This window comes from Cytobacillus sp. NCCP-133, from assembly GCF_026011715.1.
In the GTDB taxonomy this organism is placed as follows: Bacteria; Bacillota; Bacilli; order Bacillales; family Cytobacillaceae; genus Cytobacillus.
The window spans coordinates 236,393-262,676 of record NZ_BRVM01000003.1; the positions used below are offsets into that span (position 1 = coordinate 236,393).

A 26,284-nucleotide genomic window follows, 5' to 3' on the forward strand; every position below is an offset into this window, starting at 1 on the left:
CTCACCTCCTACATATCTTGTACATCAAACATTAGACGCTTAAATTCTTCCTCAATAAGAACCACTTTCCACTTATTTTCCGCCAATTTCAAGTTTTCTAAGTGATTATCTCCATTGACATAAATTCGTTCAAACTCAGAGTCACGTGTATTGTAACCTTGCTTTTTAAAGAAGTCTTCTAACTGTTCATTTGTGACTTCATCCGTGTTTCTCCAAAGAACTAAAGTATTTTCCCCTGTCCGTAATGTTCCTGTTATTACTTTAATACCTTTAATCAAATCAATGGTCTTAATATGTAAACCAATCAAGTAGTTAAAGGTTTCCACAAGGTCAACATTTGTAAGCTTAGATTCCGTTCCATTTGTAATCATCATTTTATAATCAAATGGATTTCTAAATGCCTCGGTATTTAATAATGATGAACTTCCTTCTGCTTCAACTTCTAGCATATATGAAAGTAAATATTCTTCCTTCGCTTCGCTAGACATTAATTCAGTCATAGCTGATTGTTGCTGGGAAGAACGTTTGAGTTGAATATTATTTAGAGCATCCTCATAAGACTCAAGCTTTATATATTTAAACATATGACTTGAACCCTCACGCGAAACAGGTTTCCCATCTTTCCAATCCTTCGAATAGATTGCCTTTTGTATTCTTGGTTTTGTTACTGTATTAAAGTATTCTCCCATTTCAACAAGAATGTATTTAAGGTCACTACCATTTTCCCTATTTAACTCTACAACTGCATGACCAGTCGTGCCTGAACCAGCGAAATAATCGAGTATTATATCCTTATTTTCATTTAAGGTAGATAAACTAATGCTTCTCTTTACAGTATTTATGGATTTAGGAAAATCAAATAACTTTTTTCCAAGCATATTTATTAACAATGTATTTCCATAATTTCCAGCATCGTATTCTCCACCACTCCACACGGTTTTGGGAACGGTTAATTCATGTGTTAAAAACAAATCAAAGACGCCATCATTCTCTATAATTGCAATTCTATCTAAATTACTCTTAATGGTATCTAAACCAAAATTCCATCTTCTTTCTATACCATTTTGGTCTATTGGCCATATTTCAATTTCACCGTTTTCTTGTCTTACATTCCTACCTGCCGGGCTAAATTCATCACTAGGAACGTCACCAATTCTTGTTATTTTCCCATCTTTAATATAAATTGGATAAAAGGATAATCTCCTTTCAGTTCTTAAAGAATTCTCTCCCCACCTTCTCATTTTTCTTGGTGTATCATTTTCTTCTAGAGTACGATTTATAACATTTTTTTCATCTTCATTAGTAATAAAAATTGCATATTCATGTACTCTATTGAAATCTTTAGTAATGGAACCTTTGGGATTATGGACTAATGTTATTGGAGAAATTCTATGGTTTGTGAAACTCCCTTTTAAGACAGACATCAGATTAACCATCTCCGTATCATCGATAGCAATAGCACACACACTTTTTTTATCCATTAAAGGCTTAGAGAATTCCAATCTATCCTTCATTAATGAAAGCCACGATGAATGCTTATAACCATTTTTATATATTATTGGAGTGGAATTGGTATTGTATGGTGGGTCAATATAAATGCTCTTAATACTTTTTTGATATTTTTCCTGTAATAAATTTAATGCTTGGAAATTCTCACTATGAATTAATAATCCATCAGCATTACCGTCAATATTTTCTATTTGAGCTAGTAATTTATCTGTAAAATTACTACTAAAGAATTTTGTATCTAGTAAGAGATAACGATTCTCTGATAAAAATTTAACTGATAATGGTTTGGTAAAATTACTTAATTCATCAATTGAAAAAAGCTTTTTCCATTCATCTATTTGCTGCTCATTTTGGCTAATTTCTTCATATAATTCTTCTGGGATTCTATCGAGTGAAATACAATAGTTGGTTTCAATGACAAATTTCTTTTTTAACCAAAGTTTCTTTTGGAAATCTTCTATTTGTTCTAGAAATGCAATGATTTTCTCGCCAATAGATTTAATCACCTTCACCTTTGATAGATATTGTTCAAATCGTTTCTCGTTTTCAGTATCAAGGTCATCTAAGTGCATTATTTCATTTTTGATAAAGAAGTCTAACTCACGCCGTAAAAAGCCACCTAGATCTTTATGGATAAAATAATCAAAGGTATTACGTGCTGTATAGTCATTTAAATACTTTTCTAGAATAGTACGTTTCTTATTCTTTTCAGTTGGAGAAAGAGTCTGTAGTTCTTGTAACCAATCAGCATTCCCTTTTATAGTGAATATCTTTTCTAATGCACTTTCATTTAATTGCTTTTGTGTTTGCTTTCCTTCACCAGGACGATATTCAAAATGGATAAATAGTTCCCCATTTTCCTCTTTAATTGGGTCATCTTCAAAAAGAATAAACCGTCGTTCTTTACCTTCCTGAGCTTTATTATTATTTTGTTCTGTATTAGCCTCTATCAATTTAAAATGGACTGTTCTTTCCGAAGGTAGTTTGAACGTATAATCACGGAAATACTCGGATGTTTTCACATAGTATTGGTCTGAGTTCGCCCAGTGAAGTTTTACTTCTTCCCCTTCGTATGGAATTGCATAAACATCCTTTTTATAACGTCGTAAAGAAATAAAATCACCATTGTCATAATACCGTCTGAAGAAACTTGTTAAATCGGAGAACACTTCATTTTCGAGCGCTGTAACATCTACGCCTTGATTAAGTTGTTCTGTAAGGGTTTTATACTTTTCAGAACTTTCCTTTGCCACACCCATATCACTTAGTTTTTTCTCAAGGTCTTCTATTTGTTGTTTAATTGTTTCTATATCTGCATTCTTGTATTTTTCAAATGCCTTTTGAGCCTGAGGTACTAATTCCTTCTCCAAAAAGTTAGTTACCTCATCACGTTTTTGGTTCATAATTCGATATATGCCGAAGTCTAAATCTGCTTGGTCAAATTGAAATATTTCTTTAAGTAAATCGATAAATTTCTTTTGTTGCGTTGTTGTCATTAAAAATCCTCCTTAAACCACTGTCCAACGTATAGTAAATAATTCTTCCTGTTCTGTTTTTTGAACCATTTTCTTTTCAAGTTCATCAATAAGGTCATCACGCTTATCCATTATTTCATCTTCAACATCAAATATACGTTGCCTTTGCCTCCGCTGCAGTCGTTCCAAGTCCTTAATGTGTTTTTGTATTTGGTGTTGCTCTTCTGTCGATTTGGCCAGCCTCGCTTGCCGCTTGGCCTCTTTAATTTTTGCCTTTGTATCATTTAATTCCTTTTCAGAAGCAAGTACTAAATCGTCCGCCCACTTTTCTAATCTTTCTCTTTCCTCATGGAAAAACTTATTATTGCTTTCAAGTGATTTGCTAATGGTTGCTTCAACGTGACGGTTAGCATCTTTTTTTAAGGTCAAAAGTTTATCACTAGAACAATTCGTTTGCTTATTTTCATGGCCAACGCATTGAAACAACTTTTCACATGTTTCCTGGTCCATTGTTTTATTATCATCAGTAACTCCGTTAAAAAGCAAATATTCTTCTTTACCGTAGGAATCTATTGATAATTTAGTTAATGTTAAAAAGCCACTTTTACCCTTAAGAGATTCAATTACAGATATTCGGACAGGGTGATTGGTTATATCAAATTGCACTTCGCTTAGATGGGTTGGTATTAATTTTGCCGAATTTATGACATATTCCCCGAGAGGGTCTGAAAGCCGGTAAAGATGTGCTCCTGTTTCCTTTTCGTCTTTGGAGATAAGCTCATATTTCCCCATAGGAATATTGGAAATTGGTGGCTCCTTTACTAGAGTAAATGTTAAGTCATCATCGTTGAATTTTGCCTTTTCCTTTAACATAATTTTAGTTAAAGACCAGAACATCTTACCTACTCGGTCTAAATGGTATTTGGTATCTTCAAGATGGACTTTTAATCTCGAATGGACATCCATATCAAAGTGCTCTAGTAAAGCTTTCCTTGTATCGTCTAAACGGCTTTGGATTTGTTGCTCCAATTCATTTTGCAACTCTTTAAAAGCATTCTCAATTTCTTCTGGTGTACGACAGCGTTGATAGATTGATAAAATTCGTTTTTCAAAATCGACGCCTGATTCAATACTACCTAACACTTCATCGGAAGCACCTAGAACACCTGTAAAGAGGTTAAATTTCTCTTTAAGGAGTTCATAAACCCTTCTATCTGCTTCATTACGCTCATTTAAGAAGTTAATAACCACCACATCATGCTTCTGTCCATAGCGATGACAACGTCCAATCCGTTGCTCAATTCGCTGCGGGTTCCAAGGGAGGTCATAATTAATAACCAATGAGCAAAATTGAAGGTTAACTCCTTCTGCTGCTGATTCTGTAGCTATCATAATTTCTGAAGAGTCTCGGAAATATTCAATTAACGCAGCTCTCATATCTGCTGTTTTAGAGCCACTAATTCTACTTGTATTTTGGTTCTTCTCTACCCAATTTTTATAGATTCCTTTTGAATGTTCATCAGTGTTTGTCCCATTAAACAATACAATTCTACCTGCATATCCATTCGCCTCCAAAAAGTCTTTTAGATACCCCTGGGTACGTCTAGATTCAGTAAAAATTAGGGCTTTTCGACTCGCACCCATTTTCCCCATTTCGACAAATCCTGTTTCAAGAGCTTTTAATAATGAACGTGATTTACTGTCAACACGGATAGACCTAGCCCAGTTTAATAATCTGTTAACCTCTTCTATTTCTTTCTTCAGCTTTTCTATATTTAAAGGCTGTATTACCTCATTTTCATCATCATCTTCATTGTACTCTTCCTCTATTAATTCCGTTTCCATTTCATCCAAATCTACTAATTTCTCTAACCAGTTATCTTCAGGAGTGTAACTGCCTAAAGTGGCTTCTAAACGCTCCTTTATCGTATTTAGTGTACCTGAAAGAGCCTGGGATGATGATGCAAGTAATTTGCGAATGATTAACGTCGTTAAGACCTTTTGTCTATTAGGGATGGCATAGGTATCTTCACGTAATAAAAACTCTGATACCGCTTGGTACAAAGCTTGTTCATCATCTGTAGGTCTGAACGGGAAAGTTATTGGGATTCTCTCTGTATAACGTATGTATTCCAAAACTTGAGAACGAAGGGTTATGTGACAGAACGCCCTTAACCTATCCTTTAAGTCTTGTAAATTACCATTATTACTCATATATTGCGAACGGAAAGCTCCTATATCACCAAAGATATGTTCATCTATCAATAAAGATAGGCCAAATAACTCTAGTAACGAATTATGCAAAGGTGTCGCTGTTAGTAGTAGTTTCTTAGTGTCATCTAACGCCCATTTGATTCCTTTACCTAGCTTGTTACTGTGACGATAAACATTCCGTAATTTGTGGGCTTCATCAATAACAGCCATATCCCAAGGAACAAGCTTTAATTCATTTCTTTTACGATTTGCAAATTGAAAAGATGTAATTATTATTGCATCTTGTATAAACGGATTACCTTTTCCATTACGTATATAGTCGTTAAACGATTTCGCCTCTAAAATAATACTTGGAAGATTAAATTTCTCTTTAAGCTCCATGCTCCATTGTTTACGCAGAGATGCTGGGCAAATAATAATAAGCTTCCTCTCACGCTCTGCCCACTTTTGACACAATACTAACCCTGCTTCAATTGTTTTCCCGAGTCCGACCTCATCAGCAAGTACAACACCTTTAGATAAAGGAGAACGGAAAGCAAACAGGGCTGCTTCAATTTGATGAGGGTTTAAGTCAACGGATGCATCAAATAGAGACCTGGACAGCTTCTCAACCCCAGCTTCGGTTGATTGCCTCGTTAATTCATGAGCAAAATATTTTGCATGATAGATTGTTGACACAAAAATCCCCCCTTCAAAATAATTATAACCATTAATATATTCAAATTCTATAAATTCCCTTTTTTTATATCTTCATTTAATTCCAGCATATCCGTGCTTCGCACTATTTACTAAGTTTCTAAAAAACTATATATACCAAAAATTTGATATAAAATTTCTGGGGGTACTAGGTATATCTATAATAGACTTTGTTGCCGTTCGGTGCCCCACCCCTTTTTAACAGGCCTACTCCAATATGGAATAGGTCCTTTTTTTATTTACAGTGAGGACTAGGATGGTGAGAGGCTTCCAACAACAAAGGAGGTGAAACAATGAGAAAGCTTCACAAGGAGACAGTAAAACGTGTCATAACTGAAAGAGGAGAATGGTCAGGGTTCCTAGCATCTAGCCAAGAAAGTAAGGGTCATCTCAAAGACCTATGGTGCTTTGGGATAAAGTGTACTATTCGTAGTTTAGAAGAACTTGAACAGACTATGGAGAGGTTAAGCAATTATAACGGAAATGGTGAACTGGAACATCTAATGTCATTTTATGAAGGAAGTAACGGAGAAAGCAACTAATACAAAGGAGTGAAAAACATTGAAGGATGCATTAGAAAAGCTACGTAATGTAATTCCACTGTCAGAAAAAGTGGAACAGGCTAATATTGTTCCTAGTCTAGCAATCTCTTTACGAGAAGCGAAAGAAAGAATTAAATTACTAGAACAGTTTGTTAGAGAGATGATGACGGAAGGGGTAGATTACGGGAAAATTGAAGGATTTGACAAGCCAACCCTACTTAAACCTGGTGCAGAAAAACTGTGTGATATATTTGGTTTTTCCAAACAAGTCAGTATTATCAATCGTATTGAGAACTGGGAGAAAGGGATATTTGCATACGAGGTAAAGGTCACTCTTATTAGTAAGCAAACAGGGCTGATGGAGGCTGAAGGAATCGGAACATGTAACAACAAAGAGAAAGCTTATATTAACCAAGACCCATTCAGCGTAATCAATACACTTCTAAAGATGGCAAAGAAACGTGCATTAATTGATGCAGTACTATCAGCAACAAGAGCTAGTGGAATTTTCACTCAAGATATTGAGGACTTCTCAAAACAAACTCACATCAAAGGAGGTAATGAACCAGTCACTGAAAGGCAGCTACAAATGATTTTTAGAACAGTTAAAGAAATCAACATGCTTCCTGAAGTTGCAAGGGAACTGATGAGGATGCAATACAACGTGGAGCACAGTACAATGCTAACAAAACAACAAGCATCATCTTTCATCCAGGACTTGTTGCTACTTAAGGAACAGCCCTAAGGAGGTGAATCAAATGAATATTAGTCATAAGATAAACCCATGAAGCTCTTTGAGTGCAAAAGCATTCTAAGGGCTCTTTTAATGCACAAAAAAAATGAGCTCAATTTACGAACTCATCAATAATCACCTTATAAACATCATACAGAAAAAATCTATTTCAATCAATTGGAGGGACATTTGTCTCTCCTTTTTTATTTCAAAATAACTGGAGGAATATTCTATGGATATATTTGATAAATACACATTTAAAATTTTACTTGCAGCTACAATCAGAGAAAAAGAAGATGGATATATCGTAAATGAGATTTTCAGCCGCTTTCCGTCCATTCAGGAATTACTTGAAGTAACAGAAGAAGAACTCTTGCAAATTAAAGGGGTTGGCAAGGGTAAAGCCCAACAAATTATGTCGGCATTAAAACTTGCACGTATGAATCCGACACCAATGGAAACTCGCTTTGCAATCAGAAGCCCTGAGGATGGTTATCGCTATTTAAAAGACATGCAGTACCTAAATAGAGAAGAGTTTGTTTGCTTAGGCCTTAATACGAAAAATGAGGTATTATTTCGTGAGACTGTATTTGTCGGCTCGTTAAACGCTTCGATTGTGCATCCCCGCGAGACGTTCAAATGTTTAATTCGTCGCAGTTGTGCCAGTGCCATTGTGGCTCATAATCATCCATCTGGACAGCCAGAGCCTTCAAGAGAAGATATAGAGATTACCAAACGTCTTGCCGAAGTTGGTAAGGTTGTGGGCATCGAAATTCTTGACCACCTAATAATTGGACATGAAAAATATATTAGTTTAAAAGAAAAAGGATACCTATAAAATTAAGAAGGATTAAAATGGGGACTGACTATTTGTTGGTCCCTATCCTTTTATAATTATAAGTACCCATTACAATTGAAATAATCCATTAATAGTTACAACCGCATGACGAGCATGAAGGACATAAAATCCAACCGTATCTATTACATTACTCCATTGTCTCATCAAGGCGTTTTCTACATTTCTTACTATGACATCTTGGAGTCCTTCCATCGTGCATCAATTCACTAGAATGGACATGCTTAGGAAGAATTTCTCCTGGAACTCTAACCACGCAAATATCTTTATGTACCTTATTACTTTCATATTCGTTAGAATCATAGATAATATCGTTTTTCCCCTTATAACCTTCCTTTTTATGCCTAACAGTTTGTCCGACCTTTAACATAATAAGAATCCCTCCTAGCTTTGATAATACATTATATGAACTAAAAGGGATTCTATTACTATATTCACTATCTGATAGATTCATAATAAGTTGTAAAATTGGTTATCACTTAATTGGTTATAACGATAATGTTTATTGGTAACTCCCCTTTACATATAGGTCTATCCCTAGTTTTGTCCGCTTTTTATTCACTTACTGTTATATTAAAGCCATTGAATCTATATATAATCCTATGAAAATGTTGGTTTTGTAACACCTATTATAAAAAAAATTCGTTGTCCTGCTTTCTCCATTTTAATATGGCATCTTTATATTGTGATAATAAAGATTTAACGAAACCTAATTCATTCAAAATACGTATGACTCGGTTTCTTTTACGAACATCTAACTGTTTTAATGTCGCTATCATTGAATACTTGCCATTATTAATTGCCTGTACATTATATTGTCTTAAAATATCATTTATATCTTTAGTTTCAGCATTAACAAGGATAACATCTTCAAATAGCTTCAATTCTGTTACACTATTCAAAAAAGTAATTAGAGTCATTTGTTCTGTTTTATCATATGACCTTGTAGTCTCTATCCTTGTCCAAACGATGCTTATCCCCTGTTCTTTCCCTTTGTCATATATCCGTATTCTTATTTTGCTATGAGTGCTTCCCAGATACAGAGTACCTTTTTCAAAATACCTTTCATCTATCTTTCTAAAATCCGAACACCACCATATTTTATTCATACACTCATATGGGTCAAGACCAAAGAAATCTAACTTTGTATCTACCTTTTTTACAAATATTCGTTGCACATCAGTTACTAAAAATCGACACCATTCATACAACTGTTTTGGAGAAAGCCCTCCTTTAGACGGATTAATCCTTATTTTGACTGCAGGGACACATGGAAATATTGGTTCAAGCATAACTGTAACACAACCTAAAGAATAACTGACCTTATATGGCTGCTTCTCGTTTGCTTTAAGATATTCTTTTCTAAAGAGGGGCTCAATTTCATAAAATCCAGCCGCTAAAGATGAGTCTGTCAATACCTCGATTCCATCAATCGGGCAGTCGCCTATCTCATTGTGTTGTTCAAACAAATAGGAATACGTTATAGCAACAGACGACGGTAATTGTTGTACCTTAGTGTTCCAAGTCTTTGATAACTTCAAAGCTACTTCCCCTATGCTGGTAAAACCAGAGGAGCATTATATTAACTTAAAGTATAAGTTTACTCCTCAAGGTCTCTATTGGTATACGGTTAGAGGAGTGGCAACCATATTATACCGACCTTAGCTAGTACCTGGTGTTCAAGCTTGTTCCAAACCTGATTAAACTAGATATATTGTATACAGCTTAATATAAATTGCAGCTAATACCTTATGTTATAGTAAACAATACATATTGTTAATTAAAATTCTTACACTATCTAAATAATATAGTATTATATTGAATTATTATTGTAAATAACAAATCTTACATTTATAATAGAATAGAGGTGATTAATAATGACATTTTCGCAAAAAGTTAAGAGAAAACGTTCAGATTTGGGACTTAGTCTACGTCAACTATCAGAAAAAACCGGTATTTCACACGCACACATATCCGATATAGAGAAGGAAAAACATCCTCCTTCATTTGAAGCATCGTTAAAATTAGCTAAGGCACTCGAATTGGATATTAAAGAAATCATCATCGAAACGTACCAGGCTCAGTTAAGACAGTCTTTAATGGAATTAGTTAAAACATGTCATGAAAATAATATTCGGATTCCCTATGAAGAGTGGGTTAAATCTAATTTACCAATGCAACCACTTGGAACTGAAGAAAGTAAAATCAGTGATGCGGCTTTTAAAATTGCTACAGCTTTGTTTAATGATTCAAATCAGTTTTCTGTTGAAGAAAAAATTAATCTACTTACAGCTATTTCAGCATCCTCAAATCAAGGAACAGTGTATACCTTCCTTCAAAGGCTCTTAGAACCTATCAGTATCGCTTGTGGATTAAAAGGGAGTCTTAAAGTGAATGAAGATATAAACAGATATATTAAAGAGTTAAGTTCTTAAGGAAGTAAGTTTTAAAAGGATGTGTTAATTATGAATATGTGGCAGAAAACAAAACCTTTTTATAATGAACTTAAAAGCTTACCTATTGAATCACAAAATGGTAAGCATAACAAACAAATATTTATAGCCGCGGTGTCTCAAGCAATTAACCGTGTTAAATACAAGGATTATAAAACACACATAGAAACGGAGGGAAAAGAATGAACATTAAAAAGGCAGTAATATATGCTCGTGTAAGTACAGAAGAGCAAGCAACCGAAGGATTTAGTATTAAGGCTCAGTTATCCGAACTATACAGACAAGCAGAACTGTTGAACATGGAAGTTATTAATGAGTACATAGATGAGGGCGTAAGTGGTAAGAGTATCGCTGGCCGTCCAGAAATGAAAAAACTATTAGCTGATGCACGTCATAGAAAATTTGATATTGTTCTGGTATATAAATTAGACCGTGTTTCAAGAAAATTAAAAGATGCTTTGGAAATTAGCGATGAACTGGAACGTAATAATGTTCAATTGATGAGTTTAAATGAAAACTTTGATACGACAACTCCTATGGGTAAAATGGTGTTTCAAATGATAAGCTCGTTTGCTGAATTAGAACGTAACACCATTGTTGGCCGTGTCAAAATGGGGATGACAGAACGAGCAAAGCAAGGGAAATTCAACGGAGGACTTTGCCTAGGATACGATAGTATTAATAAACATTTAGTCATAAATGATGCTGAAGCTATCATCGTGAAGGAGATTTTTAACCTTGCTGAACAAGGATTAGGATTAAAGGCTATAACACATCGTATAAATGAAAAAGGATTTAAATCAAAACGGGATAAACTTTTCTCCACTAATGCAATTAAACAAATATTAGATAATTCAATGTACATTGGTAAAATACGCTTCAATCAAGTTGAGGATTGGAATGAAAAACGCCGCAGAGGTAAAAATGAGAACTTTATTCTTGCAGATGGAGAGCATGAACCAATTATTACTCAAGAACAATGGGATAAAGTGCAGAGTATCCGTCAAAAAAGGTCTATCAAGCCATCCCGCTCACAAGAGCCATATATTCTCAGTGGCTTATTAAAATGCCCTGTATGCGGTCACGGAATGGTTCCGAGTCGTTCAAAAGGAGCTGCAGGTCAGACTTATCGTTACTATACTTGTGGCCAGTATCATAATAAAGGCAAAGAAGCATGTCGACCAAATTCAATACGTGCCGACAAAGCCGAACAACATGTATTTGAAGAGTTATTACGTATTGTCTCACAACCATCAGCATTAAAGAAAATCATTGCAGAAACCAATAAGCAGAGAAGTCATTCAATGGAGCCAATTCAAGAGGAAATAAAGCTGCTAAAGTCTAAGGTTAACAAAATCACAGGCCATATAGATAAACTAATGAATGCTCTTCTTGACGAGGAACTGCCAAAAGAAATTGTTAAACCAAAGCTAGTTTCTTCCCAGGAACAAAAAAAGCAGCTAGAAGAACGCCTGGAAGCGTTAAATACGGAAATAACAGAAGCCGATACTTCACCTGTTGACTATGATTCAGTACAACAACTATTAGGGGACTTTCAGGTTTTACTCTCACGGGTTGAGCCAGAAGAACAAAAGATACTGCTCCGCTCTATCATCAAAGACATCCAGGTAAGTCTGGAAGCCCCACGTGGTATAGGTCGTCATATTACAAAGATTAACCTTTTCTTTGATTTCACTATCGATGCTATGGCCGATAGCTACGAATTATTGCAAAGTATTTATCCTGACCTTGAGCAGCAGCTAGATACTTGGTCAACAAGCTCCATTTCATACGGTAAATATAAAAGGGACATGCTTGAGTCCCTTAATAGTTTACCTTTATTTATGGTACGGTTCACCCCGATTAATCCGAAATGCCCGATAAACCTGTTCCAAGAGTATCAGCTTCATCAGCTGATGAGGAAACGTCATTTTCGAAAAAGAAAGCTTCTCATCCGCCCGCTGCAAAACCTCCTGGCTTAATCCAAGTGATCCCCCGATAACAAAAGCAATTCTGCTTTTCCCGTATGTAGCTAGTTTATCGAGAGTGTCCGCAAGCTCTTCCGATGATTTCATTTTCCCTTCGATAGCCAATGCAATGACATGGGCATCTAGATGGATCTTCGTAAGGATCCGTTCCCCCTCTTTTTGCTTAACCTGAATCATTTCCGTTTCACTTAATTCCTCCGGAGCTTTTTCATCCGATACCTCTATGATATCCATTTTGGCATATGCCGACAGTCTTTTTAAGTATTCGTCAATTCCTTGCTTCAGGTATTTTTCTTTTAGCTTTCCGACCGTAATAATTGAGATATTCACAGCTCGTCCTCACTTTACAAACAAGATATCCACATAAGTTATCCACATGTCCACAATTTTCATCCACATCTTGTATGGGATCACTCGTTCGCTACAACATACATTGCGTTATTTTGACAATATTCACAGGGTGTTGATAACTTTTTTTCCTCTTCAATTTTTGTTAATTGTGGGAATGTTTCGTACTCATCGACGACTGTATCTATTGCCAGATCAACATGTTCCTCACAGCAGTAAATCATTTTTAGCTTGCTCCTTTTTAGGCTGGCAGCCTGTTTTTTTATTCCGTTCTGTGGATAATTTTTATTTTTCCATGTATACAACTTATCCACATCTCATCTTATCAAAACAACAAAAAACAGGAAAGCGCTAACCGCTTCCCCGTTTAGTATTTCCTGTATTCCTAAAATGTCTCGCCGCTCAGTTTAATTGTTGTTTCCTTCAGTTTGCCTTCACGATAAAACTTTATTTTCATTTGTTCTCCTACAGCTTTTTTCGTATAAAGGTGCTGGCGCAGCTCAATGATGTCCTTTATCTCTTCACCATCCATCTCAACAATAACATCCATCTCTTTCAAACCGGCCTGCGCAGCAGGAGAATTCGGCTCTACCGAAGTAATAGCCACTCCGGTTTTAACATCTTGAGGGAGCTTCAGCGCTTCCTGCTGGTAATAGCCTGGAATATCAGATACGGAAGATAATTGAATGCCCATGTAAGGACGTCTCACCTCTCCAAATTTCTCGAGGTCATCAATGACAGGTTGGGCATAGTTAATTGGAATAGCTAAGCCAATTCCTTCAACAGCCTGAGTAGCAATTTTCATGGAGTTTATGCCAACAAGCTGGCCGCTGATATTCACTAAAGCACCGCCGCTGTTTCCTGGGTTAATGGCAGCATCCGTTTGAAGAACCTCAGCCTGCCAATCAATCGTCCCATTTTGGTCAATATCAACGGGCACCGCCCTTTCGACTCCAGAAATAATCCCCTGTGTAACAGAGCCTGAAAATTGGCCTAGAGGGTTTCCGATTGCTATAACTGGTTCCCCTGGCTTTAGGGTATCTGAATCGCCAAACTCAGCAACTGTCTTAATTTCCTTCGCCTCAACCTCAAGCACAGCCAGATCAGTCCATATATCGCTTCCAACAAGCTTTGCTGGAATCTTCGTGCCATCTTGCAAGCTCACTTCAAGTTCCGTTGCCCCTTCCACTACATGGTGGTTTGTGACAATGAAAGCTGTATTTCCCTCTTTTTTATAGATGACTCCTGATCCTGTTCCAGCAGGCTGTGCACCGCCATTTCCGCCATTAGACCAAAATCCCGCAGTTTGAATATTAGTAATGCTCACAACTGCATCACCAGCTTTATCAACAGCCTTGGTTACATCGGTTACAACATCAAGAGTGACATTTTGAACATTGGCATTGCCATTGTTTACACCTGCTTCCTTCTGCAATTCCGCATCCGGTTCAACCGTATAAGGGAGCACATTATAATCGGATAGTTTAGGCACTGCGACAATAATAAGAATGGCACCTAAAATAATGCCAATGAGGCTGGCCAGAAAATAACCGCCTTTATTGCCTTTTTGCTCCTTATATCGGTTCTGATGATCTTGATCATAATAACCCAAGCCGCACCAATCCTTTCTTTATCATTACAGAAACACTTTGCTTCTCCCTGTACCGGAAGAAGCCGTTTAAGAATAATTGCTAAAATTTATTCTTCCTTTATACCCAATATTATACTCTCTCGATTTTAAAAATCTAAACAAAATGCATGGGTGAAAGAAATCTTACGACTTTGTTCATATTTTTGTTTAAAATTTTTAAAAAATGCCAAATAAAAAAGAAGGAGGAACAAAAACCAAAGATTTCGCTCATTCCTTTTTCACTTTTTTATTAAACTGCCGTTAAAATGGTTGGTATCTTGGGGTCTGTATCGAAAAGATCAAATTGTTCACCTACAATGATGCCTCGGCTCTCAAGTGTCTGTGTAACAGACATTCTCGCCAGATCCTTTATATTATTATCAAGGCTTAAATGGGCGAGATAGAAGCTCTTTGTCCGGTCTCCAGCCACTTCACTCATCGCAAAGGCAGCATCCTCATTTGATACATGCCCCACATCACTAAGGATTCTTCTTTTTATATTCCACGGATAGCGGCACATACGAAGCATCTGGACATCATGGTTGCTTTCAAATACATAGGCCTCTGCATTCGAAATAAGCCCCTTCATACGGTCACTGACATACCCTGTATCGGTGATTAACACAAGTTTTTTCCCATCTTGATGGAACACATAAAACATTGGGTCGGCCGCATCGTGAGAAACCCCAAAGGATTCAATATCCAGGGAACCGAATGTTTTAACGGTTTCCATATCAAAATGGAACTTTTGGTCAACGGGAACCTGTCCAATTAAACTGTCCATAGCCTGCCATGTTTTTTCATTCGCATAAATCGGCAAATTATATTTTCTTGCAAGAATACCGACACCTTTAATATGGTCACTATGCTCGTGGGTAACTAAAATGCCAGAAAGTTTCCCTGCATCCCGGTCAATTTGCTCAAATAAGGCTTCCGTTTGCTTACCGCTTAAACCGGCATCAACCAGAAAGGAATGTTCCTCCGTCTCGACAAAGATCGCATTCCCTGTACTGCCGCTCGCGAGAACGCTAAATTGTAAAGACATATTCTCTCACTCCACTATTTTTTTTTCGTCGTTGGTTAACTGAATAATTTGCCCCTCGAAGGCATGGACAAATAAATTTTCCTCGTCATTTATGACAAACCGCCAAGCAGGAGTCAGTACCTGGGAGGAACTTAAATGCACAAACGTAAAATAACCCAATTCCAAGTTGGTAATCTTGGATTTTGGCTTTAACAAGCCGTTTTCACTAAGGGTTTCAATTGCCTTTAATGGCTGAATCACTTTTTCGCTTTCCTGCATCTCTTCAATTTCTTCAAGCAATGTCTGCTTATAAGATACAATTTCATTTTCGTCATTTAAGTAGAAAGTCAGCTCACCGTTTATATTCATATAGAACATCTTATCTTCAAATTGCTGATAATAAGTCAGCGTATTACTGTTTTTGCTTTTTTCCCAAAAACGATACTGATCACCGTATAAGACTTTATTTTTAATAAATGAATTAAGTTCTGAAGGGTTAAATTTCTCACTGATTTCATATGGTTCATCCAGGACTGAATTTAGGATCGTGCCATCCGTAATCTTGATGTCCTGCCCTTTCAGCTTTGTCCTTTTAGCCTCTTCTATTTCATCAGTATCAAAAACCATCGGCTTCGCGCTTAAGTATCTATCTTTCGGATTTGTTTTTGGAAGATCAACACCAAACTCAATTTCATCCGTCTTAAGCCGCTTTTCAAATGATGCGTGTGCCATCGGTTCATATTGGCTTGAATCCTTCAATTTAAAAAATTCATACATCAAATAGATATCCAAGACCAGGAAGGTTAAAATAAAGATTGTTTTGATTTTACTCCAATCCATTATTCATCCCTCCTGTTTCATTGAGTGACACACTTTTCCATTCGCCTTCATAGCGGTAAAACCAGGATGGCTCTATTCGGACAAACATGGTTTGAGGGACTTTAACCATTTGGTACCCCAATTTAACATCCTCCAGATTTTTAGGATCAAAACCTTCTAACTTCTGCAAAGAATCAATAATTGCCTTTCCGGAACTTAGTAATACTTCGGTAGTTTCTGCCCGCAGGCCAAGCTGGAAATTGCTGCGGTAATATTCATAGATTTCATTTTGTCCCCAAACTTGGCGAATTTCAGAAATCTTTGAATCATCGCTGAAAACCGGGTAGCCTGAAGAATCATAAAGACGGAATATGACTCTATGGTTTACTGGATCCATCTCAGCATATTGGTAATTATCTGTCCACCCGGCATGGCCATTTATAAACTCAATACTCTTTTTTAGCAGGTCTGCAGAAGGGAAGGTTGGATTATTGCCCGCAGCCGGCTTTACATATCGAAGTGTATTCTTAGCAGAATTCACCCGAAGCAAACTTAAAGTATCATTGTATTCTTCTTCTGATTGCTGATCATTTTTCTGAACAACACTTGGGTCACTGAATAAGGCATTTTTATATTTTTCAGAGTCCAGCTTTTTAGCCAGATATTGATATCTCTTCATTTTTGTATCTTCTGCTGGAAAGTATAGAGTTCTGTTAGCTGAAGCTTTATACGCAAAATACTCTTTGTATTCCCCAGTTACTTTAAAGAAGTTACTTTTGAAATTCTGAATAAAAGAAGCAGGAACATGACTTCTATAAACCTGCTGGCTGTCCATGGAGACAAAATAGACGTTCCCATTATCCTTTTGAGTTTCATCTACATCAATAACAATTCGATCAAATTGGAAGTTGGGGAGACTTTTATCGCCTACTTTTATGACGGATCTATATAAATCTATTGGAACAGAATCAGGATAGGCAATCACTGCATTTCCCTCATTGTGAACAAAAGAGGGCAACCCATTCCCCTCCTTTTGGGAGGTGATATTTTCGAAATCAGTAAAGTTCCATCTGCTTATTTCTTTAATGATATTTTCGATCTCACTTGGACTGACAGTTCCGAAATGCTGATTTCCGTCATAGTGAAGCAAGAGGGTGTCCGGTCTTACCACTTTCCCGATTTCCTTTTTCGCTGCAATGGCAACTTCCTGGACCGTATTTGTCTGCTCCATGGTTTCGTAGTTGGGCTGATAGGTCCAAAGATTCCAGGTTAACAACGCACTTGTCAAAACCAGGATGGTTAGTAGGATGGTTTTAATATTTTCATATGTCATTCCCAATCATCCTCTTCCGTCCGCACATAAGGAAGGCTGAATGAAATCGTTGTTCCTTTTCCTTCCGTACTGGTTGCCCAAATTTTCCCGCCATGTGCTTCCACCATTTCCTTTGCAATAGCCAGTCCAAGGCCTGTTCCGCCAAGTTTTCTAGTTCTCGCTTTATCCACACGATAAAAACGTTCAAATATCTCATCAATATTTTCTTTTGGAATGCCGACTCCCTGGTCAGAAATACTGACAATAATAAAGTTATCTTTCTCTTCCATACTGAAAGTCACTTTTCCGCCCTCAGGAGAATATTTAAGCGCATTCGAGATGATATTGTCCAGGACCTGAGTCAGTTTGTCTTCGTCTATATCTACAAAAGCTGAATGATCGGGAAGCTTTCTTTCAAACGTCACATTCTGCTGCTTCGTCATCTCAAAACGATCGATAATCCTGTTGTAGAAAAAGATAAAATCAATCCATTCCTTTGTCAATTGATAATCCTTGCTGTCCATCTTTGAAAGCTGAAGCAAGTCATTAACAAGGCGAATCATCCGTTCCGTTTCATTTTGCGTGACATCCAGGAAGTTTGGAGCAATTTCTTCATCTTTCCAAGCACCTTCTGCAAGTGCCTCGAGATAGCTTCTCATTGTGGTAAGAGGAGTACGGAGTTCATGTGAGACATTGGCTACAAACTCACGGCGTTCCATATCAATCTTCTCCTGCTCAGTAATATCGTGCAAAACGGTAATTAACCCGTTTACAAATCCCGTTTCTTTCTGAATAACTGAAAAGTTAGCACGGAGGATCAGTGTGTTTGCTTTGCTGCTATAATCCAAAATCACAGAATCCCGTTCATTTAAAAGCTCTTCAAACGTGTACTCCTCTTCCAGGCCCAGTAAGGATACAATTGGTGAAGATAATACTGTTTCACGTGAAACATTTAGTATTTTTGCAGCTGGCTCATTGATTAAAATGACTCGGCCTTTTCGATCGGTTGCAATCACTCCATCTGTCATATAAGAGAGGACAGATGAAAGCTTTCGACGCTCGCCCTCGGTTGTTGCCTGCGCTTCCTGCAGCTTCTTTGTCAGACTGTTAAATGTAATCGCCAATTGGCCAATTTCGTCATAGCCATAAACCTTTACCTTTCGGGAGAAGTTCCCTTTTGCCATGGCTAAAGCCTGTTTTCTCATATCCGATATCGGGCGTGTAATGGTCTGGGCCAGAAGAATGCCCAATACCGCTGTAATCGCAAGCGCTATCGCTGTACCGCTTGAAAAAATGTTGTTGATTTGCCGCATCTGGTCGTAAATATTTTCTATTTTAGCCACCAGATAGATGGCCCCAATCACCTCTCCATTATTTTCAATAGGAGTCACCAGGACCCAAATGCGATTGCCTGTTAAGGGGTCAATATAATCCTCTGGAACCGGCTTAGAAGTAGCGATAGCCATTTTGATTAAATTGTCAGTCGATCTCTGGCCGACGATCCCTTGATTATCCGGATCAGATGTCCCCAATATTTTTAGTGTGTCTCCTTCGATTACACGAACTTCTGTTATATCAGTAGAGTAATAATTTTCCCTTAATAGCCTGTGGACATCTTCCTCCAATGACGGTCCATCCTCATCTGGCAGCCTTTCCTTCGTCATCTGCTCTTCCAGATAATACTCAAGCAAATCAACCCGCTCCTGTATGGTGTCTTTGAAGTTATCTTTTAAGGTGGATTCCAGCTGCCTGACAAAGTAAACGCCAATAATTTGCATCGCAACCAGGATAAGAAGGACATATATAATCACAAACTTTAAGTGAATGGACCGAAAAAACCCGACTTTTTCCATCAATTTTCTTACTCCTGTTCAGGATTCCGCAAGTAATAACCGACTCCTCTTCTTGTAACAATCCATGTCGGATGGCTTGGATTATCCTCAATCTTTTCCCGCAGCCTTCTTACAGTTACGTCAACTGTACGTACATCACCATAGTAATCATAGCCCCAAACAGTCTGAAGCAAATGCTCCCTTGTCATGACTTGGCCAATATGCTTCGCTAAATAGTGCAGAAGCTCAAACTCTCGATGTGTTAATTCAATCGTTTCACCGCGTTTGGATACCACATAAGCATCCGGGTGAATAACAAGTGAACCCACCTCGATTTCATTTGTTTCTTCCTCTTTCTCAGCCTTGGAAGCAATTTGCTGATGACGCCGTAAATTGGCTTTCACACGGGCAATTAGCTCTCTCGTGCTGAAGGGCTTTGTAACATAATCATCCGCACCCAGTTCAAGGCCCAACACCTTATCAATCTCAGAGTCCTTGGCTGTCAGCATAATGATTGGCATATCATACTTTTTACGTACCTCACGGCATACTTCAATGCCATCTCTTTGAGGAAGCATGATATCCAGCAGGATTAAATCCGGTTTCATTTCTTCAACTTTTTCCAAGGCATCATTGCCATCATAGGCACAAACCACCTCATAGCCTTCTTTTTTTAAGTTGAACTGCAGAATATCTGCAATTGGCTTCTCATCATCTACAACTAGAATTTTTTTATCCATCCCTATCTCCTTTTTCTTGCAAAATGTATTTATTTTTGGAGCAGTAGAATTCATTAAAAAAACCACATGTTATCTACTTTACTTTACCATGTTACAGGTGGGAATTCATCTATTTGAAAAGCTCTGTTAAACTTTGGTGTTTCTTATATATGTTGTTGTTAACTATAAAAGCCTCTAGCACGTAACTAGAGACTTCTCTCATCCATTATTTTTTTATATATTTTAGCGGGTCCTGCATTTTTCCATTTTTATAAAGTTCAAAATGAAGGTGAACACCTGTCGAATCTCCAGTTGTGCCCATAATGCCAATCTTTGAACCTTTTGAAACGGTCTGGCCTGCACTTACGCTAATGGAATCCAAATGAGCGTAAACAGTGCGGAATCCATTATTATGATCAATTACAATCTTGTTTCCATAACCGCCATCCCAGCCTGCAGAAACGACCATGCCATTATCTGCTGCTTTGATGGTCCGGTCACTGGGGCGGGCAATATCAATTCCTTTGTGCATTTTGCCCCAGCGATAGCCAACCTTGCTGGAAATATAGCCGCCGACAGCAGGGTAGGCAAAGCTTCCTTCTCCTCTGGATGGAATTACTTTTGTTCCTTTAATGACAATATGCTTAACTGGTTCTTCCAGTACTTTTTCTTCGGATACCTCTTTTTTAATGGTTTGACCATTTTCTTCAGAGATCAGATAGGTTGCAGAAAGGATACCCTTTTTTCCTTCTTGTTTCACTTTTGTATCGCCTTTGGGCATGCCGCTATCTTCGATTACTTCTTTTTTATATGCAATCTCTTCTTTTTTGAATACTTCTTTATCAACAACAACTTTAATATATGGTTTAAGAGCGGTAACATTCAATTCTTGTCCAGCTTTGATGACTGAATCTTTCTTAAGTCCGCTGTTTAACTTCATTAATTGCTTCAGATCAAGACTGTGTGCAGATGCTATGCTGCTCAGTGCATCTCCCTCTTTCACCTGATATTTCTTTTCTTCAAGCGTTCCTTTCTGAAGAAGCTTTGCTGCATCTGCTGCACTAACAATCTGGTCCGGCTTAACTTTTGTTTGTGATACTGAAACTTTCTCATTAAACCGAACATCTAAAATACGTGTTTCATCTTCCTTCAGCTGTGGTAAAGATTCAGAGGAAGCTTTCCTTTGTTCTAAATCTTCTAGTTCTTTTTCTGTTACATAGGATGCTTTAATTTTAGTCAGCGCTGCTTCTGCCTGTTCTTCATCTTCAACATAAGCGACTTCCTTTCCGCCAATAACCAGGGCGGCTGCTTCAGCTTTAATGTCGATATCGTCCTTAATTTCATTTACAGTCTCTGCGTTATTAACCTCAGCATTGGACTCGAATACTTGCTCAGGAATAAAAGAAAGGTCAGAACCAAGCGATAAATTCAAACCTTGATAAGAGCCCTCAAGCTCCTTAATTTTGGTTTTAACCAGATTCTCCATTACACTTTTATCAGAAACGGTTCCGATATACTGATCGTCCATATAAACATAATAAACAGTCATCAATTGATCATCATTAGCTAGGGCGGAATCACCGCCTGCAAACGTTACAGCGGCGGCTGCAACTCCAGCTGCAACTGTTTTATTGATTATATTTTTATAGCTCTTGGCTGTATATTCTGTCGCAGAAAATAAATTCCTCACCCATTTAAACACGGCTACATCCCCCTAGACTACGGTAGCAAACACTTTCATTTATTGCTATGTAACGACTAATTTATATACCTGATTTTTCACCATATTTACTTTATCATATCGAGGATGAAATAGATTAAGAGACTTTGTAATGTTACAAAAATGTATAATAACTGCCATTTTGTTACTATTAATGGCAAATAGTTAAAAGCAGCATGATTAATTTCGCCGAAAAAAAAGGGTAAAAAAATAGGCACTAATCCCTATACAGAAGGATTTTCGAATGTTTCAGATGTAATAGCAGGATCGAAAAGATCGAACCAAAATCATTACAAGCGATTAGCAGAAAATAACTAGTTATATTACAATAACGTAACAAAAAGGAGTATGAATGATATCATACTCCTTTTTAGGATGGCTCAGGACGGAATCGAACCGCCGACACAAGGATTTTCAGTCCTTTGCTCTACCGACTGAGCTACTGAGCCATATTGAATTATTGGGCCTAAACTTCGAAAGATGTGCTTCAAAGTCCCTGCGTGCTTTGTCGCAGATTTTAAAAGCATGCCATTCGATGCTGAATCGCTTCGCAGCTGCATTCTTTTAAAATCCTCTACCGACTGAGCTACTGAGCCATATTGAATTATTGGGCCTAGATTATGTATGTAAATGGCGGTCCGGACGGGACTCGAACCCGCGACCTCCTGCGTGACAGGCAGGCATTCTAACCAACTGAACTACCGGACCAGAATAATAACCGTCAGCAAGTGAGCTGGGCTTGCCAGCTGTTTGCTGACGATTATTCGCCATGACCCCTACGGGATTCGAACCCGTGTTACCGCCGTGAAAGGGCGGTGTCTTAACCGCTTGACCAAGGGGCCATATAAAAATATAATGGTGAGCCATGAAGGACTCGAACCTTCGACCCTCTGATTAAAAGTCAGATGCTCTACCGACTGAGCTAATGGCTCATACTAATAATGTTGCCTAAAACTTGATACTGCTACGTCAGATGTTCCAAAGCATTGCATGCTTTGTCAAAGATTGCTATTCGGTGGAGTACTACAAGGATGCTGCAATCTGCTCTACCGCTGAGCTAATGGCTCGTACTTAGCTGTCATCTTGGCGACGCTTTTTATAATATCATATAGTTTTATAAAAGCGCAATAACTTTTTCACAAAAAAATTTTTTCAAAGAAAACTCGGCAGGATGTGCCTGATTCCTAGACTGCAGGCGCCCATTGGAGGATTTCATTCCCCAAGTTCACAATTTAATTGTTTTTACCCAAAAAATCAGAAAAAGCCCTAATTCTCATTAGGGCTTTCCATTCAAGTATTAGTTCTGTCTCCAAGGGCTGCGGACTACATTTGTTTGCGTACGATCAGGTCCTACAGAGAAGATGGATAACGGGATGCCTGTCAGCTGAGATACGCGCTCAAGATAATGGCGGGCATTAACCGGAAGCTCGTCCAGTGATTTGCAGCCTGTGATGTCTTCTGTCCAGCCTGGAAGCTCTTCAAATACCGGTTCACATTCAGCCAATACTTTTAAGCTTGCTGGGAATTCTTCAATAACTTCACCGTTTTGGCGGTATGCTACACAGATTTTCAGGGTTTCAATGCCTGTTAATACATCGATGGAGTTAAGAGAAAGATCTGTAATTCCGCTGACGCGTCGGGCATGACGGACAACCACGCTGTCAAACCAGCCAACACGGCGGGCACGGCCAGTAGTTGTACCATATTCACGGCCTACTTCACGGATCTGGTTTCCAATTTCGTTATCAAGCTCTGTCGGGAATGGACCGTCTCCAACTCGGGTCGTATAAGCCTTTGAAACACCGACAACATGTTTAATTTTTGTTGGTCCTACGCCAGAGCCGATTGTTACACCGCCAGCTACCGGGTTGGATGACGTAACAAATGGGTAAGTACCCTGGTCGATATCAAGCATAACACCTTGTGCACCTTCAAATAAAACACGGCGGCCTTCGTCTAATGCATCATTTAACACTACTGATGTGTCGCATACATGATGTTTGATCTGCTGCCCATAATCATAGTATTCGTCTAGAATGTCTTCCATTTTGAATCCTTCCGTTTCATAGAAGCGCTCAAGCAGGCGGTTCTTCTCTTCAAGGTTACGCGCCAGCTTTTCTTCAAAAACTTCGCGGTCAAGAAGATCTGCGATTCGAATGCCATTACGGGCTGCTTTATCCATATAAGCAGGGCCAATTCCTTTTTTGGTTGTACCAATCTTGTTGGCGCCTTTACGCTCTTCTTCCACTTCATCAAGCTTCAGATGATATGGTAGGATGACATGGGCGCGATTACTGATGCGCAGGTTTTCAGTTGTAACACCTTTATCATGAAGATATGCCAGTTCTTTCACAAGCGCCTTCGGATCGACTACCATACCATTTCCAATGGTACAAATCTTATCGCTATAGAATATTCCAGAAGGAATTAAGTGAAGCTTATATGTTTCACCGTTAAACTTGATTGTATGACCAGCATTGTTTCCGCCTTGATAACGTGCAATTACTTCAGCATTTTCAGAAAGAAAGTCTGTAATCTTTCCTTTCCCTTCATCTCCCCACTGTGTTCCAACAACTACTACTGATGACATTAAAAAAGCACCTCCGGGAATCCCATGGTTTTAAAATTTCTATAAATTCATTTTTAATTAAGTAACTCATTTCAACCACTTTAGTTTATCAAGATGCAGTGTGATAGTCAATAAAACACGAACGATTTTAACAAAAATATAAAAATATGTTCGTAAAACCATGAAAATATGAAAATAAGAATAAGAAAAGCGCAAGGCGCCTTGTCCACGAAGGAACGTAGACTAAGAGCACCGCGTCCTGTGGCAACGTCTGCATGACCGCATCCCCAAGAGCGCAACAAGACAAACTTGTGACCTTGAGGGAGTGGGCTGGAGCATTAGATGAAGTTCAAAGTTTTATACTTTCTTACTCTGTAAAAAAGAGGGCTTGCAGCACAGCTGCAGGCCCTCTTTATGCACCAGGCGGAGCAAAAGAATCGTCAAAGCGTTTCTCTAAGTTTACGAATTTATTATACTCCTTAACAAATGCCAGCTGAACAGTTCCAACCGGGCCGTTACGCTGCTTTGCAATAATAATTTCAATGATATTTTTATCCTCGGACTCTTTATCATAATAGTCATCACGGTATAAGAATGCCACAATATCGGCATCCTGCTCGATACTTCCTGATTCACGAATATCCGACATCATCGGACGCTTGTCCTGGCGCTGTTCCACTCCACGTGATAGCTGAGATAGTGCGATAACAGGAACATGAAGTTCACGGGCTAATTGTTTAAGGGAGCGAGAGATTTCAGATACTTCCTGTTGGCGATTTTCTCCAGAACGTCCGCTTCCAAGAATTAACTGCAAGTAGTCTATCAGGATCATGCCAAGCCCATGCTCCTGCTTTAAACGGCGGCACTTAGAGCGAATATCTGTGATTCTGACACCTGGGGTATCGTCAATAAAAATCCCTGCATTTGATAAGCTTCCCATCGCCATGGTCAGCTTCCCCCAGTCCTCGTCCGTCAGGGAACCAGTACGAAGCCTTTGTGCATCAATATTTCCTTCTGCACAAAGGATACGCATGACAAGCTGTTCGGCGCCCATCTCCAGACTAAAGATTGCAACGTTTTCTCCGGTTTTCATTGCAACATTTTGTGCGATATTCAGAGCGAATGCAGTTTTCCCCACGGAAGGGCGGGCACCCACTATAATGAGGTCATTTCGCTGGAAGCCGGCTGTAATATGATCCAGCTCGGCAAACCCAGTCGCGATTCCTGTAACTTCACCTTTATGGTTATGCATTTCCTCGATATTATCGTAGGTCCTGACAAGAACATCCTTAATATTATGAAAGGCACCAGCGTTTTTGCGCTGTGCTACCTCCATGATATTTTTCTCAGCTTCTCCCAATAGGACTTCCACTTCATCTTCACGGCTATAACCGTCTTGTGCAATATCTGTAGCTGTTCGGATCAAACGGCGAAGCAATGATTTTTCTTCGACGATTTTAGCATAATACTCGATATTTGCAGCAGTTGGAACGGATCCCGCCAGCTCACTCAAATAGCTGACTCCTCCAGTATCCTCCAGCAGTTTCGCTGCACTGAGTTCTTCTGTCACTGTGATTAAGTCAACCGCTTTTCCCAGATCACTCAGCTTGAGCATCACATTGAAAATCTTCTGGTGTGCCGCCCGGTAAAAGTCTTCTGGTATTAATATCTCTGATGCTTGTGTAAGAGAGGAGGGTTCAAGAAAGATTGCCCCAAGCACTGCCTGTTCCGCTTCAATATTTTGAGGCGGGAGCCGATCCGCAAATAAATCACTCATCTATTGAGACCTCCTTAATATAAAAGCATGAATCAATCTATAGTTATATAAAAATCTTTAGATTTCCT

Annotated in this window: 20 protein-coding genes, 4 tRNA genes and 1 pseudogene; 6 read left to right on the forward strand and 19 right to left on the reverse strand. The window is 38.3% G+C overall.

Translation table 11 applies throughout. From position 1 onward, the window contains the following. Positions 1-8: 8 nt before the first annotated feature. Together NCCP133_RS06830 and NCCP133_RS06835 are read right to left on the reverse strand one after the other, a co-directional pair. Positions 9-3,005, reverse strand: a complete 2,997-nt coding sequence (locus NCCP133_RS06830) for a DNA methyltransferase (protein WP_264804180.1) — start codon at positions 3,003-3,005, stop codon at positions 9-11. 12 nt (positions 3,006-3,017) lie between these two features. Beyond that, a complete protein-coding gene (locus NCCP133_RS06835) occupies positions 3,018-5,876 on the reverse strand; it encodes an SNF2-related protein (protein WP_264804181.1) in 2,859 nt (952 codons plus the stop codon). A gap of 311 nt (positions 5,877-6,187) precedes the next feature. Here NCCP133_RS06835 and NCCP133_RS06840 point away from each other — a divergent pair, with 311 nt between their 5' ends. From NCCP133_RS06840 to radC, 3 genes are all read left to right on the forward strand, one after another. Next, positions 6,188-6,436 carry a hypothetical protein gene (locus NCCP133_RS06840; protein WP_264804182.1) on the forward strand — a complete coding sequence of 83 codons (249 nt, stop codon included), beginning with the start codon at positions 6,188-6,190 and terminating at the stop codon, positions 6,434-6,436. 19 nt (positions 6,437-6,455) lie between these two features. Continuing rightward, positions 6,456-7,181, forward strand: a complete 726-nt coding sequence (locus tag NCCP133_RS06845) for a hypothetical protein (RefSeq protein WP_264804183.1) — start codon at positions 6,456-6,458, stop codon at positions 7,179-7,181. A gap of 220 nt (positions 7,182-7,401) precedes the next feature. After that, on the forward strand, positions 7,402-8,007 hold the full coding sequence (gene radC / locus NCCP133_RS06850; RefSeq protein WP_264804184.1) for a RadC family protein: 606 nt from the start codon (positions 7,402-7,404) through the stop codon (positions 8,005-8,007). Positions 8,008-8,155: 148 nt separating this feature from the next. Here the strand turns inward: radC and NCCP133_RS06855 are convergent, their stop codons facing one another. Then, positions 8,156-8,395 carry a hypothetical protein gene (locus tag NCCP133_RS06855; RefSeq protein ID WP_264804185.1) on the reverse strand — a complete coding sequence of 80 codons (240 nt, stop codon included), beginning with the start codon at positions 8,393-8,395 and terminating at the stop codon, positions 8,156-8,158. A 259-nt stretch (positions 8,396-8,654) separates the two neighbouring features. Beyond that, positions 8,655-9,566 carry a hypothetical protein gene (locus NCCP133_RS06860; RefSeq protein ID WP_264804186.1) on the reverse strand — a complete coding sequence of 304 codons (912 nt, stop codon included), beginning with the start codon at positions 9,564-9,566 and terminating at the stop codon, positions 8,655-8,657. 336 nt (positions 9,567-9,902) lie between these two features. On the opposite strand from NCCP133_RS06860, the gene NCCP133_RS06865 reads away from it, so the two are divergent. From NCCP133_RS06865 to NCCP133_RS06875, 3 genes and pseudogenes are all read left to right on the forward strand, one after another. Beyond that, a complete protein-coding gene (locus tag NCCP133_RS06865) occupies positions 9,903-10,460 on the forward strand; it encodes a helix-turn-helix domain-containing protein (RefSeq protein WP_264804187.1) in 558 nt (185 codons plus the stop codon). A gap of 30 nt (positions 10,461-10,490) precedes the next feature. Continuing rightward, positions 10,491-10,664 carry a hypothetical protein gene (locus tag NCCP133_RS06870; RefSeq protein WP_264804188.1) on the forward strand — a complete coding sequence of 58 codons (174 nt, stop codon included), beginning with the start codon at positions 10,491-10,493 and terminating at the stop codon, positions 10,662-10,664. After that, positions 10,661-11,698 (forward strand): annotated as a pseudogene (locus tag NCCP133_RS06875) (recombinase family protein); the annotation flags it as partial. The gene NCCP133_RS06870 and the pseudogene NCCP133_RS06875, both read left to right, overlap by 4 nt. Before the next feature lie 618 nt (positions 11,699-12,316). On the opposite strand, the gene rlmH reads toward NCCP133_RS06875, so the two are convergent. From rlmH to dnaB, 15 genes are all read right to left on the reverse strand, one after another. Further along, a complete protein-coding gene (gene rlmH, locus NCCP133_RS06880) occupies positions 12,317-12,796 on the reverse strand; it encodes a 23S rRNA (pseudouridine(1915)-N(3))-methyltransferase RlmH (protein WP_264804189.1) in 480 nt (159 codons plus the stop codon). An 80-nt stretch (positions 12,797-12,876) separates the two neighbouring features. Continuing rightward, positions 12,877-13,038 (reverse strand): CxxH/CxxC protein, encoded by a 162-nt coding sequence (locus tag NCCP133_RS06885; RefSeq protein ID WP_264804190.1) that lies wholly within the window; start codon positions 13,036-13,038, stop codon positions 12,877-12,879. Between the two features lie 161 nt (positions 13,039-13,199). Next, complete coding sequence (locus NCCP133_RS06890; RefSeq protein WP_264804191.1) at positions 13,200-14,426, reverse strand: S1C family serine protease; 1,227 nt, start codon at positions 14,424-14,426, stop codon at positions 13,200-13,202. A 268-nt stretch (positions 14,427-14,694) separates the two neighbouring features. After that, complete coding sequence (locus NCCP133_RS06895; RefSeq protein WP_264804192.1) at positions 14,695-15,489, reverse strand: MBL fold metallo-hydrolase; 795 nt, start codon at positions 15,487-15,489, stop codon at positions 14,695-14,697. 6 nt (positions 15,490-15,495) lie between these two features. Continuing rightward, positions 15,496-16,308 carry a two-component system regulatory protein YycI gene (locus NCCP133_RS06900; protein ID WP_264804193.1) on the reverse strand — a complete coding sequence of 271 codons (813 nt, stop codon included), beginning with the start codon at positions 16,306-16,308 and terminating at the stop codon, positions 15,496-15,498. Then, on the reverse strand, positions 16,295-17,620 hold the full coding sequence (locus tag NCCP133_RS06905; protein WP_264804194.1) for a YycH family regulatory protein: 1,326 nt from the start codon (positions 17,618-17,620) through the stop codon (positions 16,295-16,297). The genes NCCP133_RS06900 and NCCP133_RS06905 overlap by 14 nt, the downstream gene beginning before the upstream one ends. Continuing rightward, positions 17,617-19,452 (reverse strand): cell wall metabolism sensor histidine kinase WalK, encoded by a 1,836-nt coding sequence (gene walK / locus NCCP133_RS06910; RefSeq protein WP_264804231.1) that lies wholly within the window; start codon positions 19,450-19,452, stop codon positions 17,617-17,619. Before walK ends, NCCP133_RS06905 begins: the two co-directional genes overlap by 4 nt. Before the next feature lie 8 nt (positions 19,453-19,460). Further along, the gene (yycF, locus tag NCCP133_RS06915; RefSeq protein ID WP_264804195.1) at positions 19,461-20,171 is read right to left on the reverse strand and encodes a response regulator YycF; all 711 of its coding nucleotides are present in this window, start codon (positions 20,169-20,171) and stop codon (positions 19,461-19,463) included. A gap of 205 nt (positions 20,172-20,376) precedes the next feature. Next, positions 20,377-21,852, reverse strand: coding sequence for a M23 family metallopeptidase (locus tag NCCP133_RS06920; protein WP_264804196.1), 1,476 nt, complete (start codon positions 21,850-21,852; stop codon positions 20,377-20,379). Between the two features lie 394 nt (positions 21,853-22,246). Further along, positions 22,247-22,319: transfer RNA gene (locus tag NCCP133_RS06925), tRNA-Phe, on the reverse strand. A gap of 182 nt (positions 22,320-22,501) precedes the next feature. Then, positions 22,502-22,578 (reverse strand) — tRNA-Asp (locus tag NCCP133_RS06930). Positions 22,579-22,640: 62 nt separating this feature from the next. Beyond that, positions 22,641-22,712 (reverse strand) — tRNA-Glu (locus NCCP133_RS06935). 14 nt (positions 22,713-22,726) lie between these two features. After that, positions 22,727-22,802 (reverse strand) — tRNA-Lys (locus tag NCCP133_RS06940). A 365-nt stretch (positions 22,803-23,167) separates the two neighbouring features. Continuing rightward, positions 23,168-24,460 carry an adenylosuccinate synthase gene (locus NCCP133_RS06945; RefSeq protein ID WP_264804197.1) on the reverse strand — a complete coding sequence of 431 codons (1,293 nt, stop codon included), beginning with the start codon at positions 24,458-24,460 and terminating at the stop codon, positions 23,168-23,170. A 391-nt stretch (positions 24,461-24,851) separates the two neighbouring features. Next, on the reverse strand, positions 24,852-26,216 hold the full coding sequence (dnaB, locus tag NCCP133_RS06950) for a replicative DNA helicase (protein WP_264804198.1): 1,365 nt from the start codon (positions 26,214-26,216) through the stop codon (positions 24,852-24,854). Between the last annotated feature and the right edge of the window lie 68 nt (positions 26,217-26,284).